Here is a 19,012-nt window from a genome sequence, read left to right on the forward strand (position 1 = left end):
GACTGCGAGACAGACACGTCGAGCAGGTACGAAAGTAGGTCTTAGTGATCCGGTGGTTCTGTATGGAAGGGCCATCGCTCAACGGATAAAAGGTACTCCGGGGATAACAGGCTGATACCGCCCAAGAGTTCATATCGACGGCGGTGTTTGGCACCTCGATGTCGGCTCATCACATCCTGGGGCTGAAGCCGGTCCCAAGGGTATGGCTGTTCGCCATTTAAAGTGGTACGCGAGCTGGGTTTAGAACGTCGTGAGACAGTTCGGTCCCTATCTGCCGTGGACGTTTGAGATTTGAGAGGGGCTGCTCCTAGTACGAGAGGACCGGAGTGGACGAACCTCTGGTGTTCCGGTTGTCACGCCAGTGGCATTGCCGGGTAGCTATGTTCGGAATAGATAACCGCTGAAAGCATCTAAGCGGGAAACTAGCCTCAAGATGAGATCTCACTGGGACCTTGAGTCCCCTGAAGGGCCGTCGAAGACTACGACGTTGATAGGTTGGGTGTGTAAGCGCTGTGAGGCGTTGAGCTAACCAATACTAATTGCCCGTGAGGCTTGACCATATAACACCCAAGCAATTTGCGTCGAAAGGCCAGATTGCGGTGTGTGAAGACGAAAGAACCGAAAGTTCGAAAGCAACGCACAAATCTATTGCATACCCATTCGCTGGAGCGTGATCTCGCAAGAGAGCACGAGCTGGCTACCGAATTTCTTGACGACCATAGAGCATTGGAACCACCTGATCCCATCCCGAACTCAGCAGTGAAACGATGCATCGCCGATGGTAGTGTGGGGTTTCCCCATGTGAGAGTAGGTCATCGTCAAGATTAAATTCCGAAACCCCTATCTGCGTATGCAGGTAGGGGTTTTGTTTTGGTGCGCCCAGCATGGGCGCAATCTTGTGGGTGAAAGTCCCGCCGTAAGCTGACCACAGCGAACGAAGTGAAGCGCAACTGCATGAGGGTGACCGAGTGTGGGGAGGAAGCGTGAATCGAAGCCGTGAGCCGATGGACAAGAACCGGATACAAGGCGAAGCCGATCAGGGCGAGCGAGCCAAAAATCGCGAAGCTCTTGTGGTCAAAGATCAGGCTGCGTAAATCCGGCGGTTGTGCGGGGAAGGATTGCGTTCTTACCTGGGGAGATCTCGCCTCGTGCCTGAAAGGGCGACGGCGCCAGCCGGAGCGAGAAGTCAGCAGAGGCCGTAGTAGTCTTTTTTTTTGACGAAGGGCCGAACGAGAGAAAGCGTTATAGGCCATGTTGATGCGAACGACCGGAAGTCAGATGCCTGCCAAACGCGGGGCGGATCGAGACTGCGAGCGGTGAAGCCGTGAGAAGCTCCGTCAGTGACGAGGTCAATCGCCCGCAAGATGAAACCGACAACGCAGGGCAAGGGCTACTGGAACGGGCCTTTGCGAGAGAAAACCTGAAGCGGGCATGGAAGCGGGTCAAGGCCAACAAAGGGGCAGCGGGAGTCGATGGTCTGGATATTGAACGGACTGCCGAACACTTGTTAACCCAGTGGGCAGCGATTCGTGAACAGCTTCTCTCAGGTGTCTACCGGCCCAGTCCGGTACGACGTGTGGTCATTCCCAAACCTGACGGCGGTCAACGCGAGTTGGGTATCCCGACGGTCACCGACCGTTTGATCCAACAAGCGCTGCTACAAGTCCTGCAGCCATTACTCGATCCGACTTTCAGTGAACACAGCTACGGCTTTCGCCCGGGACGCTGCGCGCAAGACGCCGTGTTGGCAGCTCAGCGCCACGTGTCTTCGGGCCGAAAAGTGGTGGTGGATGTGGATCTGGAGAAGTTCTTTGACCGGGTCGACCACGACATTTTGATGGATCGTTTACGCAAGCGGATTGCGGATCGGGCGGTTATCCGGCTGATTCGGGCGTATCTGGATGCAGGAACGCTGATCAATGGCGTGGTCGAGAAAAGCCGCTGCGGGGCGCCGCAAGGCGGCCCGCTGTCGCCGTTGTTGGCGAATGTGCTGTTGGACGAAGTGGATCGGGAGCTTGAGCGTCGAGGTCATTGTTTCGTGCGCTATGCCGACGATGCGAATGTGTATGTCCGTAGTCGCAAGGCAGGGCAGCGGGTGATGGCCTTGCTGAAGCGTGTGTATGACAAGCTGCACTTGAGCGTCAACGAGAGCAAGAGTGCGGTGGCGAGTGCGTATGGTCGCAAGTTTCTGGGCTACGCCTTCTGGGCATCTCCACAAGGCGTCAAAAGAGCGGTAGCGGTCAAGGCGCGCAAGCAGTTCAAGCAACGGATACGCGAGCTCACCCGTCGCTCAGGCGGTCGCAGTATGCGACAAGTTGTGGAGAATCTACGCCCTTATCTCTTGGGCTGGAAAACTTACTTTGGGTTGTCGCAAACACCGAAAATCTGGCGAGAGCTGGATGAATGGATACGACACCGACTGCGAGCGATCCAGCTTAAGCAATGGAGGCGTGGACCGACGATCTACCGCGAACTGCGGACGTTGGGAGCCAGCAGCCAATCGGCCCGGAAAGTGGCGGCCAACTCGCATAGCTGGTGGCGTAACAGCCGATTTGAGCTGAATCGAGTGTTGGATTTGGCGTGGTTCGACAGGCTGGGACTGGTGCGACTCTCATAACCTCAATCTCTCGAACCGCCCGGTGCGGACCCGCATGCCGGGTGGTGTGGCAGGGGAGCGGCCTATGAAGGCTGCCCCCTATGCCGATTCCGCAGGAAAGTTCGTACAGCATTACCGGCCAGCTCCCGGCTGTCACAGTCTCCCGACAATGCTAAGGTTCGGCCCTACCGTTTGTATTTTCCCAAGGAAGCCTTTATGCCGGACGCCACGTCCCTCAACGCTGCTTTTATGGTGGTTCAAAGCAACAGTCTGAATGAACTGCGCAGCCTGGTGATCAGCGTAATGCGGCGTTATCCGCTGGCTCCCCTGGAAAATGAAATCGCCTTGGTGCAGAGCAATGGCATTGCGCAGTGGCTCAAGCTGGCGCTGGCCGAAGATCCGGAAGAGGATGACATGGGCGGCTGCGGTATAGCCGCCGCCATCGACGTGCAGTTACCCGGTAGCTTCATGTGGCAGCTTTATCGCATGGTCCTTGGCCGGGATGAAATCCCGGTCAAATCGTTACTCGATAAAGCTCCACTGACTTGGCGTCTGATGCGCCTCCTCCCGCAACTGATCAACCAACCGCACTTTGAGCCACTGCAGCGCTTCCTGACCCATGACACCGATTTGCGTAAGCGCTACCAGTTAGCTGAGCGACTCGCAGACTTGTTCGACCAATACCAGGTCTACCGCGCCGACTGGCTCGAAGACTGGGCAGAAGGTCGTCACCAATTACGCAACGGCAGAGGCGAAGCCAAGCCACTGGCCCCAGCCAACTGCTGGCAGGCCGAATTATGGCGAGCGCTGTTGCTGGATGTGGGTGAGGAAGGCATGGCGCAAAGCCGTGCCGGTGTTCATCAGCGGTTTATCGAACGCATCAACAGCCTCGACGTCGCCCCCAGCGGATTGCCTTCACGGGTGATCGTTTTCGGGATTTCTTCGCTGCCCGCTCAAGCCCTCGAAGCACTCGCCGGACTGGCTCGTTTCAGTCAGGTTCTGCTGTGTGTTCATAATCCGTGTCGTTACCATTGGGCCGACATCGTCGCCGATAAAGACCTGCTAAGGCATCAATACAAGCGCCAGGCCCGCAAGAGCGGAATGCCTGTGGTGCTTGACCCGCAAACGCTCCACCAGCACGCTCACCCGCTACTGGCTGCCTGGGGTAAACAGGGGCGGGACTACATCAATCTTCTCGACAGCTATGACGATCCCAACAGCTACAGCTCTGCGTTTCGTGATGGGCGCATCGACCTGTTCAGCGACAATCAGCCAAAGAACATGCTCAATCAATTGCAGGACGACATTCTCGAATTACGTCCACTGAGCGAAACACGAGAATGCTGGCCAACCGTCGATCTTGAGCAAGACGAGTCGATCCGTTTTCACATCGCCCATAGCGCCCAGCGTGAAGTAGAGATCCTTCATGATCAGCTCCTGGCACGCTTCAGTGCTGATCCGGACCTAAGACCTCGCGACATCATTGTGATGGTCCCGGACATCGACAGTTACGCACCGCATATTCGAGCCGTATTCGGTCAACTTGATCGCCAGGACCCTCGTTTCATTCCCTTCACGCTCGCGGATCAAGGCCAGCGTGGTCGCGATCCCCTGCTGATTGCGGTGGAACACCTGCTCAAACTTCCCGACAGTCGTTTCCCCGTCAGCGAGATTCTCGACCTGCTGGACGTTCCAGCATTACGTGCCCGCTTTGGCGTCGAGGAGCGTGACCTACCGACGCTGCACCGCTGGATCGAAGGTGCCGGCATCCGCTGGGGAATGAATGCCGAGCAGCGTGCGGGTCTGGGATTGCCTGAAGCGCTGGAGCAAAACAGTTGGCGATTTGGCCTGCGCCGGATGCTGCTGGGTTATGCCGTGGGCAGTGCCATTGCGTGTGAAGGCATCGAGCCTTACGACGAAATTGGCGGTCTGGATGCCGCGCTCATCGGTCCTCTGGTGGCCCTGCTGGATGCGTTGGAGATCGCCCACCAAGAACTGACTCAACCGGCACCGCCCAAGCAATGGGGCGTGCGATTGCAAGCATTGGTGCAGCTGTTCTTCCTGGCCAGCAATGAGCACGACGACTACTTGCTCGCCCAGCTAGAAGAGTTGCGCGAAACCTGGCTCGATACCTGTGAGTCCGTAGGTTTGCAGGACGATTTGCCGCTGACGGTGGTTCGGGAAGCCTGGCTGGCCGGACTGGATCAGGGTCGCCTGTCCCAGCGTTTTTTGGCCGGTGCCGTCAACTTCTGCACCTTGATGCCGATGCGGGCGATTCCGTTCAAACGGGTCTGTCTGCTGGGTATGAACGACGGCGACTATCCTCGTGCACAACCGCCGCTGGATTTCGATCTCATGGGCAGTGACTACCGCCCCGGAGATCGCTCCCGCCGTGAAGATGACCGCTATCTTCTGTTGGAAGCGTTGTTGTCGGCACGAGATCAGCTCTACATCAGTTGGGTAGGCCGAAGCATCCGGGATAACAGCGAACGCCCGGCCTCCGTGCTTATTGGCCAATTGCGTGACCATCTCGCCAGCGGTTGGAGACTGCGTGATGAGGACGAGGACCTGCTGGAGGCCATGACTCAAGAGCACCCATTGCAGCCCTTCAGCGCTCGTTACTTCCATGAAGGTGACGCGCTGTTCAGCTACGCCAATGAATGGCAGGTACTTCATCACGTCACCGATCAGGTGGCTGACGGCGAGGTACTTGAGGCTTACGAACAGGAGGAGCCGCTGAGCCTCGGTCAGTTGCAGGACTTCCTGCGCAATCCTGTGCGACATTTTTTCAGCCAGCGGCTCAAGGTGTTCTTCGAAGCAGCTGAAGTGCCCTTGGCCGATGAAGAACCCTTTGTCCTCGATGCGCTGCAACGCTACAGCCTCAGCGACAGCTTGCTTGCAGCGGCGATGGGACGCATTGATCACGCCGATCAGGCACTTGAAGACCAGGCCAAACGCCTGCAAAACAGTGGGCTGCTGCCCATGGCCGGATTCGGCGAATGCCTTCAGCGTGAATTGATTGAACCGCTTCCGGATCTGCTGCAGCGTTATCAACAGCTCCTGGCGTTATGGCCGACACCGCTGACCAGCGCTCTGCCGGTAAATCTTGAGTTGGAAGGACTGCGGCTCGAAGGTTGGCTCAGTGGTCTGCACCAGCGTGCAGACGGCGGATTGCTGTCGGTCACGACCATCCCCAACAGCATTGGCTCAATTAAAAACCGCAAATGGCACCGGTTGACCAGGCCTTGGGTCAATCATCTGGTTGCCTGCGCCATTGGCATCCCGATGACCACCGCGCTGGTGGCCAGCGACGATAGCCTGCTGTTGGAACCACTTGAGAAGGGTGCCGCTCTAAAAATTCTGGGGCATCTTCTGGAGGCGTGGCGAGCGGGCATGCGCCAACCCCTGCCAGTTGCAGTTAAAACTGCCTTCGCCTGGCTTGGCCAGGCCGATCCGCTGAAAGCCGAAGCCGCTGCCCGCAAAGCCTATGAAGGCGATGGCCAGACCACTGACGGAGAGCGCCGCGAAAGCCCTGCACTCACACGACAGTTTGCTGACTTCGACGCGCTGGTTGCCGACGAAACGTTCCCCGACTGGTGCAACGCCTTGTACAAACCGATGCTTGAAGCCCCTTGGCGTTCACTGACCAGCGAGGAGGCTCGTTGATGACAACAAAAACTCCTCTGGCGCTGGCCTTCCCACTGCGCGGCAGCCAACTGATCGAAGCCAGCGCCGGGACCGGCAAGACCTTCACCATTTCCGCGCTTTATCTGCGCCTTGTACTGGGTCACGGGAGTGACGCGAGTGGTTTCGGGCGTGAACTGTTACCGCCGCAAATCCTCGTCGTGACCTTCACCGATGCCGCCACCAAAGAGCTGCGTGAACGTATCCGCACACGTTTGGCGGAGGCCGCGCGATTCTTCCGTGATGAAACCCTGGCACCGGATGGCCTCATTGCCGAACTGCGTGATCAGTACCTGCCCGAACAGTGGTCGGGCTGCGCAAACCGTCTGGACATCGCCGCGCAATGGATGGATGAGGCGGCCGTCTCGACCATCCACAGTTGGTGTCAGCGCATGTTGCGCGAACACGCGTTCGACAGCGGCAGCCTGTTTACCCAGACCCTGGAAACCGATCACAGCGATTTGCTGGGCGAAGTCCTGCGTGATTACTGGCGGTTGTTCTGTTACCCGATGCAAGGCGATGCACTGAACTGGGTCCGCAGCAATTGGGGTGGACCGGCAGCATTGTTGCCGCGCGTGCGCGGTTTGTTCGCCAGCGAGCGCGACAGTGTTGAAGGAAAAGAGCCGGCCGAGCTGATCAGCGAATGTTTGCAGGAACGACGAATCGCGTTGCTTGAACTCAAGATGCCTTGGCGCCAATGGGCGGACGAGCTGCTGGTGATCTGTCACCAGGGTGTTGCGAGCAAGAGCGTCGACGGTCGAAAGATGCAGGCACGCTACTTCGAGCCCTGGTTCGAAAAAATCAAAGCCTGGGCCGAAGATGAATCTCTCGAGCCACTGGATATCGGCACCGGCTTCACTCGTCTGACGCCCGATGGCATGGCCGAAGCCTGGAAAGGCGAAGCGCCCCGTCACCCGGGATTGGACGCAATGCCCGGTCTCAAGGCCAGCCTCGACGGACTGCCAACTCCTGACGCGGCCGTTCTGCAACATGCCGCCCGCTGGGTTGGAACGCGGTTCGAAGAAGAAAAGCGTCGCCGCGCAGAGATGGGCTTCGATGACATGCTGCTGCGTCTTGATGCCGCTTTGCAGTCCGAGGGAGGCGAACGCCTGGCGACCTTGATTCGGGAGCAGTTCCCGGTAGCGTTGATTGACGAATTCCAGGACACCGACCCGGTGCAATACCGGATCTTCGAAAGCATCTATCGCATCGAGGACAACAATCCAGAATGCGGCCTGTTTCTGATCGGTGACCCGAAACAGGCGATCTACGCGTTCCGTGGCGCCGACATTTATACCTACCTGCGCGCCCGTCAGGCCACGACCGGTCGACTGCATACGCTGGGCACCAACTTCCGCTCCAGCCATGGCATGGTCAATGCGGTTAACCATGTATTCGAGCGCGCCGAGTCTCGTGAGCTGGGGCGCGGCGCGTTCTTGTTTCGGGAAAAGAATGGCGACAACCCGGTGCCGTTTTTACCTGTGGAATCCCAGGGACGTAAGGAGGTTCTGCACGTAGAGGGTCAAGTCGTCCCGTCCCTGAACATCTGGCATTTGTCCGCAGAGCAACCGCTGTCCGGTGCTGTGTACCGGCAACAGTTGGCTGCCGCCTGCGCCAGTGAAATCACTGCAGTGCTCAACGGTGGGCAACAAGGGCGGGCGGGTTTCGTCGAGGACGGTAAGGACTTCAGAGGCCTGCTGCCGGCAGATATCGCGATCCTTGTACGCGATGGCAAAGAAGCTCAAGCGGTGCGCGGCGAACTCTCGGCTCGAGGTGTGCGCAGCGTCTATCTGTCGGACAAGGACTCGGTGTTCGCCGCACAAGAAGCTCACGACGTGCTGACCTGGCTCAAGGCCTGTGCCGAGCCCGACGTCGAGCGACCACTGCGAGCGGCGTTGGCGTGCATCACGCTTAATCTGTCGCTGGCTGAACTGGAGCGACTGAATCAGGACGAGCTGGCCTGGGAAGCACGTGTCATGCAATTCCGGGGCTATCGCGAGCTCTGGCGCAAGCAAGGCGTGCTGCCGATGCTGCGACGTTTGCTACACGACTTCCAGCTCCCGCAGGCATTGATCGCGCGCAGCGATGGTGAACGAGTGCTGACTAATCTGCTGCACCTGTCCGAATTGCTGCAGCAGGCGGCGGCCGAACTCGATGGCGAGCAGGCGCTGATCCGTCACTTGTCCGAGCATCTGGCGTTGTCCGGCCAGGCTGGTGAAGAGCAGATCCTGCGCCTGGAAAGCGATGAACAACTGGTCAAGGTTGTGACCATTCACAAATCCAAGGGCCTTGAATATCCCTTGGTGTTTCTGCCCTTCATCTGTTCGGCGAAGCCGGTGGATGGCAGTCGTCTGCCGCTGCATTACCACGACGAAAACGGCAAGGCTCAGGTGAGCTTGAAGCCGACTGCCGAGTTGATTGCCCTGGCCGACGATGAACGTCTGGCCGAGGATCTGCGCTTGCTGTATGTCGCCCTGACTCGCGCGCAACATGCGTGCTGGCTCGGCGTGACCGATCTCAAGCGCGGCAATAACAACAGTTCGGTTCTGCACCTGTCGGCGTTGGGTTACCTGTTGGGCGGTGGTTTGCCATTGGCCGAGTCGGCAGGCCTGAAGCACTGGCTGGAAGATTTGCAGCAGGAGTGCCCGGCGCTGACTTACGCTGAAATGCCGCCAGCCAACGCCGAGCTTTACCATCCGCCGCAAAACCAGGCGAGTTTGCTTGCGCTGCGCGTCCCGAAACGCAAGGCCAGTGAAAACTGGTGGATCGCCTCGTACAGCGCCTTGCGCATTAGCGACAGTATGAGCGTGGGCAGTGACGACGCCCCGGAGAGCCCGCAAGCGCAAAAGCTCTTCGATGACGAACGCCTTGATCCGCACGCTCCACGAGAAGTGATGGCCGCTGGCGGTGATATCCATCGATTCCCTCGAGGCCCCAACCCCGGCACCTTTCTCCATGGTTTGCTGGAATGGGCCGGCGACGAAGGTTTTTCCGCCACCCCGCAAGCGATCGAAGACGCGATTGCCCGTCGCTGCAACCGTCGTGGCTGGGAAGGCTGGATCACCACGCTGAGCGATTGGCTGCAACATTTGCTCAAGTCCCCGCTGCGCCTCGGCGGCGGGACCGAACCAGTAATATTGGAGCAATTGACCCAGTACCGCGTCGAGATGGAGTTCTGGTTCGCCAGCCATAAAGTCGATGTGCTCAAACTGGATGAACTTGTGCGCCAACACACCCACTATGGCGTTGCCCGAGTGGCTGCTGAACCGGTCTTGCTCAACGGCATGTTCAAAGGCTTTATCGACCTCACCTTCGAACACGATGGCCGCTATTACGTCGCCGACTACAAATCCAACTGGCTGGGCGTTGATGACGCGGCCTACACCGAACAGTCCATGGAACAATCGATTCTCGATAATCGCTATGACCTGCAATACGTGCTGTACCTGTTGGCCTTGCACCGACAACTCAAGGCGCGGCTTGTCGATTACGATTACGACCGGCACGTCGGCGGTGCGCTCTACCTGTTCTTGCGTGGCACGCGTGCCGCCAGCCAAGGCGTGTATTTCGCCCGTCCACCCAAAGAACTGATCGAGCGACTGGACCGAATGTTCCAGGGCAAGCCAGAACCCAAGGCCGAACCCGCGTGGGAACAGGGAGTACTGCTATGAGTCGCACCTTTGCCGATTTGCTGCCCACACCCTTGGCAGCGGAAAGCCTGGCAGATCTGGCTCCATTGAGTCGTGCCGATGACCTGCTGTTGTTACTGACGCGCTGGGTTGAGCGAGGCTGGTTGCGAGCGCTGGACAAGGCCTTCGTCGCCTTCCTCCACGAACTCGCCCCCGACGATGATCCGTTGGTGCTGCTCGCTGCCGCGCTGACCAGTCACCAACTGGGCCACGGTCATGTGTGTCTGGACCTGTTCGAGACGCTGAAAGAACCGGATTTCGCCCTGTCGCTGCCCCCTGAAGGCGATCTGCACAGTGGCGCGATGTTATTGCCGTCGCAATTGCTGGAAGCGCTGGACGGTGCCCATTGGTGCAAGGTTCTGGCCTCCAGCAATCTGGTGGCCCTGGCCGCAGACGGTCGTGAATCTGCGCAATCGCGGCCCATGGTTTTATCCGGCAAGCGCCTGTACCTGCGCCGCTACTGGGCGTACGAAAGACGCATCGACGATGCCCTGCGCCTGCGCTTGGCTGAACACGAAGTGACACCGGATGATTTACCCCAACGCCTGACCGGTTTGTTCGGTTCAGCTAAAGCCGGTGAGGTAATCGACTGGCAAAAACTCGCTTGTGCGTTGGCGACCCGCAGTGCGTTCAGCATCGTGACCGGCGGCCCAGGCACCGGTAAGACCACTACCGTCGTGCGCTTGCTGGCATTGCTCCAAGCGCCCGCAGTAGGAGCTGGAAAACCGCTGCGCATCCGGCTTGCCGCACCCACCGGGAAAGCAGCGGCCCGGCTCACGGAGTCGATCAGCCAACAGGTCCGGACCCTGGCCGTCGCCGAATCGGTCCGCGGCCAGATCCCGTCTGAAGTCACTACCGTGCACCGTTTGCTGGGCAGTCGACCCGGCACGCGACACTTTCGCCATCATGCCGGCAATCGCTTGCCGCTGGATGTGCTGGTGGTGGACGAAGCGTCGATGATCGACCTGGAAATGATGGCTAATTTGCTGGATGCGATGCCGGCTCACGCTCGGTTGGTGTTGTTGGGGGACAAGGATCAGCTGGCATCCGTGGAGGCCGGCGCTGTGCTGGGCGATTTGTGCCGGGATGCCGAGGCGGGTTGGTACAGCCCGCAGACTCGCCAGTGGCTGGAAGCAGTCAGTGGTGAAAGCCTGGGAGCCAGTGGTTTGCAAGCGGACACCCAAGGCACTCATCCACTGGCCCAGCAAGTGGTGATGCTGCGTCATTCGCGCCGGTTCGGCGAGGGCAGCGGCATTGGTCAACTGGCGCGCTGGGTCAATCAGCAACAACCCGAACAAGCCCGCAAGTTGTTGGCCGCTCGAAGCCACGACGACGTGTTTTCCCTGCCACTCAAGGGTGAGCAAGACCGTGCGCTGGAGCGCTTGTTGCTCGAAGGTCATGGCGAAGGACCGCAAGGCTATCGCCACTATTTGAATCTGCTGCGCAGACAGCGGCCAGCGCTCGACAGCCCATTCGACGATGCACACTGGACCGAATGGGCGCGAGACGTGTTGCAAGCCTTCGACGCTTTCCAGTTGCTGTGTGCCGTCCGCAAAGGGCCGTGGGGCGTGGAAGGGTTGAATCAGCGTGTCACCGCCGCATTGCTCAAGGCCCGGCTGATCGACAGCGATCAGCAGTGGTACGAAGGGCGACCCGTGTTGATGACCCGAAACGACTATGGCCTGGGGTTGATGAATGGTGACATCGGCATCGCCCTCAAACTGCCAGAGCGTGAGGGACCCGAAGCAGGCAAGCCGGTGTTGCGCGTGGCGTTCCCACGCAATGATGGCCAGGGCGGCGTTCGTTTTGTTCTGCCTAGCCGGCTCAACGATGTCGAAACCGTCTACGCCATGACCGTGCACAAATCCCAGGGCTCGGAATTCGCCCATACGGCGCTGATTCTGCCTGATGCCCTGAACCCTGTGCTCACCAAGGAACTGATCTACACCGGGATCACCCGGGCCAAGCACTGGTTCACCTTGATCGAGCCGCGTGCCGGTGTCTTCGAAGAGGCCGTGCGGCGCAAGGTCAAGCGCTTGAGCGGATTGATGCTGGAGCTGGAGGAGGGTAATGCACCGAGCCTTTGATTGAGCGCCGACTAGTCGGCGAACAACATCTCCCGGCTTTCACCCATCAACAGGCCCTGATTCTGTTCAGTGACCGAGCGGATGTAATCCCATAACAGGGTGATCCGCTTGAGCTTGCGCAGGTCCTCACGGCAGTACATCCAAAATTGCCGGGTGATGTTGATCTCTTGCGGCAACACCGGCAGCAGCCGTGGGTCCTGGGCCGCCAGGAAACACGGAAGTATCGCCAGCGACCGCCCTTGCTGTGCCGCCACGAATTGAGCGATCACGCTGGTGCTGCGCAGATTTGCGCTGGCGCCGGGCAATACGTTCGCCAGGTACAACAGCTCTGAGCTGAATGCCAGATCGTCGACATAACTGATGAATGAATGCTTGCCCAAGTCTGCCGGGCGGCGGATCGGTGGGTGTTTGTCCAGATAGTCCTGGGTCGCGTACAGCTGTAATCGGTAGTCACAGAGTTTGCAGCAGACGTACGGCCCGTGTTCCGGGCGCTCCAGGGCGATGACGATGTCGGCTTCGCGCTTGGACAAGCTGATGAAGTGCGGCAGCGGCAGGATGTCGACGGAAATGGCCGGGTAGGCGTCGACGAAGTGGCTCAGTTGCGGCGTGATGAAAAAGCTGCCGAAGCCTTCGGTGCAACCCATGCGCACGTGACCGGACAACGCCACCCCGGACCCCGAAACCTGCTCGCAGGCCATATGCAATGTGCTTTCAATAGACTCTGCGTAACCCAACAATCTTTGGCCTTCAGCGGTCAGGACAAAACCGCTGGTCCGGGATTTCTCGAACAACAAAGTCCCCAATGCCGCTTCCAGCGAACTGATGCGCCGCGAGACGGTGGTGTAGTCGACTGCCAGGCGCTTGGCCGCAGTGCTGGCCTTGCGGGTACGGGCGACTTCGAGAAAAAACTTGAGGTCATCCCAGTTCAGCGAGCCTAAAGACGTGATGTTTTTTTGCATGATGGACCGGCTTTTATGTGCGTTCTTATTAGAAGTTTGCACATCTATACTCCAAAAACAGTCCCACAACCAATTCGCGGCACACGCCTCATCACAAGGCGACTTTCTCGCTTTGGCTCCCAAGATAAAAACAAGCATCCGGAGACCCACATGAACGCATCGCTCACGCCTAACGAAACCACCGTGCAGAAGGTCAAGCTGTTGATCGACGGCCAGTGGATCGAATCCAAGTCCACCGAGTGGCACGACATCGTCAACCCGGCGACCCAGCAAGTGCTGGCCAAAGTGCCGTTTGCCACCACCGAAGAAGTCGACGCTGCGATCAGTGCTGCCCATCGCGCCTTCCAGACCTGGAAGCTGACGCCGATCGGCGCGCGGATGCGCATCATGCTCAAGCTCCAGGCGCTGATTCGTGAACACTCCAAACGTATCGCCGTGGTCCTGAGCGCAGAGCAAGGCAAAACCATCGCCGACGCTGAAGGCGACATTTTCCGTGGTCTGGAAGTGGTCGAACACGCCTGCTCCATCGGCAGCTTGCAAATGGGTGAGTTTGCCGAGAACGTGGCAGGCGGTGTCGATACCTACACCCTGCGTCAGCCCATCGGCGTGTGCGCCGGTATCACCCCGTTCAACTTCCCGGCAATGATTCCGTTGTGGATGTTCCCGATGGCCATCGCCTGTGGCAACACCTTCGTGCTCAAGCCGTCCGAACAAGACCCGATGTCGACCATGCTCCTGGTGGAACTGGCCATTGAGGCCGGCGTTCCTGCGGGCGTCCTTAACGTCGTGCATGGCGGAAAGGATGTGGTGGACGCACTCTGCACGCACAAAGACATCAAGGCGGTTTCCTTCGTCGGTTCGACCGCCGTCGGTACTCACGTCTACGACCTGGCTGGCAAACACGGCAAGCGCGTGCAGTCGATGATGGGCGCGAAGAACCACGCCGTGGTGCTGCCGGATGCCAATCGCGAACAAGCGCTGAATGCCCTGGTCGGCGCCGGTTTTGGTGCGGCGGGTCAACGCTGCATGGCCACCTCCGTAGTGGTGTTGGTGGGCGCGGCCAAACAATGGTTGCCGGACCTGAAAGCGCTGGCGCAGAAACTGACAGTGAACGCCGGCAGCGAGCCGGGCACTGACGTCGGCCCGGTGATCTCGAAAAAAGCCAAGGCGCGAATTCTCGACCTGATCGAAAGTGGCATCAAGGAAGGCGCCAAACTGGAGCTGGACGGTCGCGAGATCACGGTTCCGGGTTACGAGAAGGGCAACTTTGTCGGCCCGACCTTGTTCTCCGGCGTGACCACCGACATGCAGATCTACACCCAGGAAATCTTCGGCCCGGTGCTGGTGGTGCTGGAAGTGAATACGCTCGACGAGGCGATTGCGCTGGTCAACGCCAACCCGTTCGGTAACGGCACGGGCCTGTTCACCCAGAGCGGTGCGGCGGCGCGTAAATTCCAGAACGAAATCGATGTCGGTCAGGTCGGCATCAACATCCCGATTCCGGTGCCGGTCCCGTTCTTCAGCTTCACCGGTTCGCGCGGCTCCAAGCTCGGCGACCTCGGCCCGTATGGCAAGCAAGTGGTGCAGTTCTACACTCAGACCAAGACCGTCACCAGTCGCTGGTTCGATGACGACAGCGTCAACGACGGTGTGAACACCACCATCAACTTGCGTTAAGGAGCCGGACATGAAAATCGCTTTTATCGGTCTCGGCAACATGGGCGCCCCGATGGCGCGCAACCTGATCAAAGCCGGCCATGCATTACGTCTGGTCGACCTGAACAAAGCCGTGCTGGCGGAGCTTGAGCAATTGGGCGGCAGCATCAGCGCTTCGGCCCGTGAGGCGGCGCAAGGTGCGGAACTGGTGATCACCATGCTGCCCGCCGCTGTGCATGTACGCAGTGTGTGGCTGGGTGAAGACGGTGTTCTCGCCGGTATCGGTCAAGGTGTACCGGCCGTGGATTGCAGCACCATTGATCCACAGACGGCGCGCGATGTCGCCGCCGCAGCTGCCAAACAGGGCGTGGCCATGGCCGATGCACCGGTTTCTGGTGGCACCGGCGGTGCGGCAGCCGGGACGCTGACCTTTATGGTCGGCGCCACCCCTGAACTGTTCGCCACCCTGCAACCGGTGCTGGCGCAGATGGGCCGCAACATCGTTCATTGCGGTGAAGTCGGCACCGGGCAAATCGCCAAGATCTGCAACAACCTGCTGTTGGCGATTTCCATGGTTGGCGTCAGCGAAGCCATGGCGCTGGGGGATGCCCTGGGGATCGACACGACGGTGCTGGCCGGAATCATCAATAGTTCCACCGGGCGTTGCTGGAGTTCGGAAATGTACAACCCGTGGCCGGGCATTGTCGAAACGGCGCCGGCTTCGCGCGGTTACACCGGCGGTTTTGGTGCTGAACTGATGCTCAAGGATTTGGGACTGGCCACGGAAGCGGCCCGTCAGGCGCACCAACCGGTGGTGCTCGGCGCGGTGGCCCAGCAGTTGTATCAGGCGATGAGCCAGCGTGGGGACGGAGGCAAGGACTTCTCGGCGATCATCAACAGCTATCGTAAACCGCAGTAAAAGTGCGACCTGGAGTGAGCCTGCTCGCGATAGCGGTGTGTCAGTCACACAAATGTTGTCTGTCAGACCGCTATCGCGAGCAGGCTCGCTCCCACAGGAGTTGCATCGGCCCAATCTTTCGACATTTACCGGGAGATCACCTCGAGTGGTCCCCCGGTTTTTTTGGTGCGCCCAGCATGGGCGCAATCTTGTGGGTGAAAGTCCCGCCGTAAGCTGACCACAGCGAACGAAGTGAAGCGCAACTGCATGAGGGTGACCGAGTGTGGGGAGGAAGCGTGAATCGAAGCCGTGAGCCGATGGACAAGAACCGGATACAAGGCGAAGCCGATCAGGGCGAGCGAGCCAAAAATCGCGAAGCTCTTGTGGTCAAAGATCAGGCTGCGTAAATCCGGCGGTTGTGCGGGGAAGGATTGCGTTCTTACCTGGGGAGATCTCGCCTCGTGCCTGAAAGGGCGACGGCGCCAGCCGGAGCGAGAAGTCAGCAGAGGCCGTAGTAGTCTTTTTTTTTTGACGAAGGGCCGAACGAGAGAAAGCGTTATAGGCCATGTTGATGCGAACGACCGGAAGTCAGATGCCTGCCAAACGCGGGGCGGATCGAGACTGCGAGCGGTGAAGCCGTGAGAAGCTCCGTCAGTGACGAGGTCAATCGCCCGCAAGATGAAACCGACAACGCAGGGCAAGGGCTACTGGAACGGGCCTTTGCGAGAGAAAACCTGAAGCGGGCATGGAAGCGGGTCAAGGCCAACAAAGGGGCAGCGGGAGTCGATGGTCTGGATATTGAACGGACTGCCGAACACTTGTTAACCCAGTGGGCAGCGATTCGTGAACAGCTTCTCTCAGGTGTCTACCGGCCCAGTCCGGTACGACGTGTGGTCATTCCCAAACCTGACGGCGGTCAACGCGAGTTGGGTATCCCGACGGTCACCGACCGTTTGATCCAACAAGCGCTGCTACAAGTCCTGCAGCCATTACTCGATCCGACTTTCAGTGAACACAGCTACGGCTTTCGCCCGGGACGCTGCGCGCAAGACGCCGTGTTGGCAGCTCAGCGCCACGTGTCTTCGGGCCGAAAAGTGGTGGTGGATGTGGATCTGGAGAAGTTCTTTGACCGGGTCGACCACGACATTTTGATGGATCGTTTACGCAAGCGGATTGCGGATCGGGCGGTTATCCGGCTGATTCGGGCGTATCTGGATGCAGGAACGCTGATCAATGGCGTGGTCGAGAAAAGCCGCTGCGGGGCGCCGCAAGGCGGCCCGCTGTCGCCGTTGTTGGCGAATGTGCTGTTGGACGAAGTGGATCGGGAGCTTGAGCGTCGAGGTCATTGTTTCGTGCGCTATGCCGACGATGCGAATGTGTATGTCCGTAGTCGCAAGGCAGGGCAGCGGGTGATGGCCTTGCTGAAGCGTGTGTATGACAAGCTGCACTTGAGCGTCAACGAGAGCAAGAGTGCGGTGGCGAGTGCGTATGGTCGCAAGTTTCTGGGCTACGCCTTCTGGGCATCTCCACAAGGCGTCAAAAGAGCGGTAGCGGTCAAGGCGCGCAAGCAGTTCAAGCAACGGATACGCGAGCTCACCCGTCGCTCAGGCGGTCGCAGTATGCGACAAGTTGTGGAGAATCTACGCCCTTATCTCTTGGGCTGGAAAACTTACTTTGGGTTGTCGCAAACACCGAAAATCTGGCGAGAGCTGGATGAATGGATACGACACCGACTGCGAGCGATCCAGCTTAAGCAATGGAGGCGTGGACCGACGATCTACCGCGAACTGCGGACGTTGGGAGCCAGCAGCCAATCGGCCCGGAAAGTGGCGGCCAACTCGCATAGCTGGTGGCGTAACAGCCGATTTGAGCTGAATCGAGTGTTGGATTTGGCGTGGTTCGACAGGCTGGGACTGGTGCGACTCTCATAACCTCAATCTCTCGAACCGCCCGGTGCGGACCCGCATGCCGGGTGGTGTGGCAGGGGAGCGGCCTATGAAGGCTGCCCCCTATGCCGATTATCAGGCAAACACGAAATACTTGCGCACGGTTTCAACCACTTCCCATGTGCCTTTCATCCCCGGTTCGATGACGAAAATGTCGCCGGCACGTAGATGGATCGGCTCCTTTCCTTCCGGGGTGATGATGCAGTAGCCTTCGCGGAAGTCGCAGTATTCCCACTTCACGTATTCGACATACCACTTGCCCGGCGTGCAGATCCAGGTGCCCATGATCTTGCTGCCGTCTTCGCTGGTGTAGGCGTTGAGGTTGACGGTGTGCGGGTCACCTTCGAGTTTTTCCCATTTGCAGGCGTCCAGCACCGGCAGTGGATGAGTATCGCGAAGGACGGTAATCGGTGCGGTCATGTGGACTCCGGGCAGCGGGTTCAAGAACTGAAGTCGCACCCTATAGCGCCCGTGCACCGGTCAGTTGTCTGAACTCGACATCGAAGTGTCCAGAAACGCGCGACCTTGCTACTAAAGGCTCAAGGCGTGTAACAACGCCTTCGCGTAGCCGGGTAGTGCTTCAAAGTTCCGGGCGCAGAGCAGCAGTTTGCGTTGCGCCCACGTTTCCTGCAGGGCCGTCCACTTGAAAGTCCGTTCCCCCGGCCAGCGTTCGACGGCTGCCAAGGGCACGATTGCCAGCCCGGCACCGCGAGCGACCATGCGCATCACGCCCTCGAAACCGTCAGTGCGGATGCGGATTTGCAGGCGTGACCCGATGTGCAGGGCCTGTTCTTCGAGGTACACCGCGAGGGCGCTGTTGGCGTTCAGTCCTACATAATCGTGGTGCAAGGTGTCGCTGAAACTTAAGGATTCGTTGTTGGCCAACGGGTGATCTCGCGGAAGAATCAGCACCAGCGGATCGTCGCGAAAGGCGCGGGTCTGCAGGTCATCGGTATCCACGGCGTCGGAGACAATTCCCAGGTCTGCCGCACCTTGGCGTAGCGCGTGGGTGATGCGTGCGCTGGGCAATTCCTGAAGATCGATGTCGAGATTCGGATGATCGCGCAAGAAGTCAGCGAGCAACTCCGGCAGGTATTCGGTGATTGCCGTGGTGTTGCACAACAACCGCACCTGACCTTTGACCCCTTTGGCGTATTCGGCCAGGTCCTGTTGCATGTGTTCCGCTTGTTGCAGCAGCGCCCTGGCGTGTTTCGCCAGGGCTTTGCCCGCCGAGGTCGGCGTGACGCCGCGCCGGCCACGCTGCAGAAAATCGATGCCGAGCGAAGCCTCCATGGCGCGGATTCTCGCACTCGCTGCGGCGAGGGACAGATGACTGCGTGCGGCACCGGCGGTGATGTTGCCGCTGTCGAGGATGTTCAGGAAGAGGCGTAGGTCGGTCAGGTCGAGGTGCATCATGGCAGTCTCTGGAGATGTATCGTCTGGACGGGCCTCTTCGCGGGCAAGCCCGCTCCCACAGGTGACCGGGTTCTCATTGGT

At 59.2% G+C, this 19,012-nt stretch carries 10 protein-coding genes and 2 rRNA genes (1 of these 12 only partly in view); 9 read left to right on the forward strand and 3 right to left on the reverse strand.

Annotated elements, in window-relative coordinates; all coding sequences use genetic code 11:
- The 6 genes from AC3ISI_RS03375 to recD all read left to right on the forward strand — a co-directional run.
- Window positions 1-560, forward strand: a 23S ribosomal RNA gene (locus AC3ISI_RS03375) (it extends 2,332 nt beyond the left edge of the window).
- A 148-nt stretch (window positions 561-708) separates the two neighbouring features.
- Window positions 709-824: ribosomal RNA gene (rrf, locus tag AC3ISI_RS03380) — 5S ribosomal RNA — on the forward strand.
- A gap of 500 nt (window positions 825-1,324) precedes the next feature.
- Window positions 1,325-2,617: a group II intron reverse transcriptase/maturase gene (ltrA, locus tag AC3ISI_RS03385; RefSeq protein WP_489334740.1), complete on the forward strand. Its 1,293-nt coding sequence runs from the start codon at window positions 1,325-1,327 to the stop codon at window positions 2,615-2,617.
- Window positions 2,618-2,812: 195 nt separating this feature from the next.
- The gene (gene recC, locus AC3ISI_RS03390; protein ID WP_489335478.1) at window positions 2,813-6,262 is read left to right on the forward strand and encodes an exodeoxyribonuclease V subunit gamma; all 3,450 of its coding nucleotides are present in this window, start codon (window positions 2,813-2,815) and stop codon (window positions 6,260-6,262) included.
- Entirely contained in the window at window positions 6,262-9,951 is a 3,690-nt protein-coding gene (gene recB, locus AC3ISI_RS03395) for an exodeoxyribonuclease V subunit beta (RefSeq protein WP_489335479.1), read from the forward strand. Before recC ends, recB begins: the two co-directional genes overlap by 1 nt.
- Window positions 9,948-12,056, forward strand: a complete 2,109-nt coding sequence (gene recD / locus AC3ISI_RS03400; RefSeq protein ID WP_489335480.1) for an exodeoxyribonuclease V subunit alpha — start codon at window positions 9,948-9,950, stop codon at window positions 12,054-12,056. Before recB ends, recD begins: the two co-directional genes overlap by 4 nt.
- 11 nt (window positions 12,057-12,067) lie before the next feature.
- Here the strand turns inward: recD and AC3ISI_RS03405 are convergent, their stop codons facing one another.
- Window positions 12,068-13,015 carry a LysR family transcriptional regulator gene (locus tag AC3ISI_RS03405; protein WP_489335481.1) on the reverse strand — a complete coding sequence of 316 codons (948 nt, stop codon included), beginning with the start codon at window positions 13,013-13,015 and terminating at the stop codon, window positions 12,068-12,070.
- Window positions 13,016-13,165: 150 nt separating this feature from the next.
- Between AC3ISI_RS03405 and AC3ISI_RS03410 the strand changes: the two genes are divergently transcribed.
- The 3 genes from AC3ISI_RS03410 (at window position 13,166) to ltrA (AC3ISI_RS03420) (ending at window position 17,500) form a co-directional block, all read left to right on the forward strand.
- Window positions 13,166-14,692 carry a CoA-acylating methylmalonate-semialdehyde dehydrogenase gene (locus AC3ISI_RS03410; RefSeq protein WP_489335482.1) on the forward strand — a complete coding sequence of 509 codons (1,527 nt, stop codon included), beginning with the start codon at window positions 13,166-13,168 and terminating at the stop codon, window positions 14,690-14,692.
- A gap of 10 nt (window positions 14,693-14,702) precedes the next feature.
- Window positions 14,703-15,590 carry a 3-hydroxyisobutyrate dehydrogenase gene (gene mmsB, locus AC3ISI_RS03415; RefSeq protein ID WP_489335483.1) on the forward strand — a complete coding sequence of 296 codons (888 nt, stop codon included), beginning with the start codon at window positions 14,703-14,705 and terminating at the stop codon, window positions 15,588-15,590.
- A 617-nt stretch (window positions 15,591-16,207) separates the two neighbouring features.
- A complete protein-coding gene (ltrA, locus tag AC3ISI_RS03420; protein WP_489334740.1) occupies window positions 16,208-17,500 on the forward strand; it encodes a group II intron reverse transcriptase/maturase in 1,293 nt (430 codons plus the stop codon).
- Window positions 17,501-17,590: 90 nt separating this feature from the next.
- Here the strand turns inward: ltrA (AC3ISI_RS03420) and AC3ISI_RS03425 are convergent, their stop codons facing one another.
- Complete coding sequence (locus tag AC3ISI_RS03425; protein WP_007946320.1) at window positions 17,591-17,935, reverse strand: cupin domain-containing protein; 345 nt, start codon at window positions 17,933-17,935, stop codon at window positions 17,591-17,593.
- Between the two features lie 111 nt (window positions 17,936-18,046).
- Entirely contained in the window at window positions 18,047-18,928 is an 882-nt protein-coding gene (locus AC3ISI_RS03430) for a LysR substrate-binding domain-containing protein (protein ID WP_489337619.1), read from the reverse strand.
- Window positions 18,929-19,012 lie beyond the last annotated feature (84 nt).

It is taken from the genome of Pseudomonas sp. GL_139_B, assembly GCF_057834475.1.